This is a genomic window from Oceanobacillus jordanicus (assembly GCF_022095695.1).
GTDB classification, from domain to species: domain Bacteria; phylum Bacillota; class Bacilli; order Bacillales; family Amphibacillaceae; genus Oceanobacillus_B; species Oceanobacillus_B jordanicus.
Genome location: NZ_JAIFZM010000030.1, coordinates 1 through 1698, shown reverse-complemented (window position 1 = coordinate 1698; position 1698 = coordinate 1). Strand labels below are relative to the sequence as shown.

Here is a 1698-nt window from a genome sequence, read left to right as displayed (position 1 = left end):
CTTATTTCAAAGGCAAATTCTTATGCCCTTTCTTGCTAAATATGTCAAAAAAGTCTTGGACGTCGCGAGATATTTCTAGATAATGGTCTTAGGATCATTTGGGACAATTCTTTTCCCCCTTGTGGTTAGACCACTTTATATAGACTGTTTCCCAGTGTACGTGCGGACCTTCCTACTCGCAGGCTGTGCATCTTGGTATTCGAACCTAGATGTTAGTAGCTCTAGGGCGGCTTTCGAACCAAGGATAGTACTTATACACGAGGTTGCTGATCGGCGTTCACACTAGGGATATCTCAGGGCGTCCAAGAACATAGTACCGATGATTCCAAATTGAAAGGAGGAAATCCCCCATGAAATTATTTGTTGGATTAGATGTGAGTTCTTTTGATATCAAGGTTTGTTTTTTAGATGGTGAAGGGGAAAAGCTAAGGTCCTTCACCGTTTCAAACGATTTACCAGGTGCAACGAAGTTGCGAGATGCCATTATTGAATGTGCAGCTGGTCGAGACATTTATACGCTTAGAATCGGTCTTGAATCAACTTCTGTCTATAGCTTTCATCCCTCTATGTTCTTACATAATGACGCTTCACTTAAGTCACTTGGGACAGAAGTATTTGTCATGAATCCGAAACAGATTGCGAATTTTAAAAAGAGCTATAGCGATATGGACAAAACCGATGAAATCGATGCGTTTGTCATTGCCGACTATCTTCGCTTCGGTCGATTGCCTATGTCGGTTGTGAAAGAGAGCCAGTATGTCGCTCTCCAACAGCTCACACGCTCTCGATACCAGCTCATTCATCAAGTGACGAAGGAGAAGCAACATTTCCTACAACACTTAAGCTTTAAGTGTAATACCTTCAAAGAGGAAGTGGACTCTTCCGTCTTTGGGAATGCCATGATGGAGCTGTTTTTTGAGAAATTTAGCCTAGAAGAACTCGCACAAATGTCAATAGAGGACCTGGCTGCTTTTCTCCAAGAAAAGGGGAAAAATCGCTTTGGTGACCCAGAATGTGTAGCGAAATCCATTCAAAAAGCTGTCCGATCTTCTTATCGCTTAGACAAAGTTGTAGAAGATTCTATCGACATCATTCTTGGCACGACGATTGAAGTCATTCGCACACTTCACAAACAGGTCAAGGAGATTGACAAAGCAATCGAAAGATTAATGGCTGGCCTGACACAAACGCTCGTAACCATCCCTGGCATTGGACCAGTCTTCACAGCTGGGATCATCGCTGAAATCGGCCAAATTGAGCGTTTTGATGATGAAACAAAAATCGCCAAATATGCAGGCCTCTATTGGCGAAAACACCAATCTGGGCGCTTTACAGCTGATGACACATCTCTTTCGCGTAACGGGAACCAATACCTTAGGTATTACTTAGTTGAAGCCGCCAACTCGGTAAGAAGGCACGTTCCGGAGTATCAAGATTATTACGCGAAGAAGTACAAGGAAGTACCAAAACATCAACATAAAAGAGCACTCGTCTTAACCGCAAGAAAATTGGTACGTTTGGTGGATGCGCTACTACGCAATCACCAAGTCTACACGCCAAAAAGGAGCGTGAATATATGAAGCAAAATTAGCTTCTACATCCTTTGAATAAATTCCAGTAATTACCAACAAACTACTGGTCTAGTTTCGTGTTGCCTTTTTTACTAAATTTGAACCTTGATAATCAAATATCTAATCA

1 protein-coding gene is annotated in these 1698 nt (G+C 42.0%); it reads left to right on the top strand.

Going from position 1 to position 1698, the window contains the following annotated elements; translation table 11 throughout:
• Positions 1-350 precede the first annotated feature (350 nt).
• Positions 351-1580 (top strand): IS110 family RNA-guided transposase, encoded by a 1230-nt coding sequence (locus K3T81_RS19305; RefSeq protein WP_238022197.1) that lies wholly within the window; start codon positions 351-353, stop codon positions 1578-1580.
• The last annotated feature ends 118 nt before the right edge of the window (positions 1581-1698 follow it).

What these genes read in the sequence shown, in the direction of transcription:
- K3T81_RS19305 (WP_238022197.1), top strand. Translation starts at nt 351, where the DNA reads ATGAAATTATTTGTTGGATTAGATGTGAGTTCTTTTGATATCAAGGTT.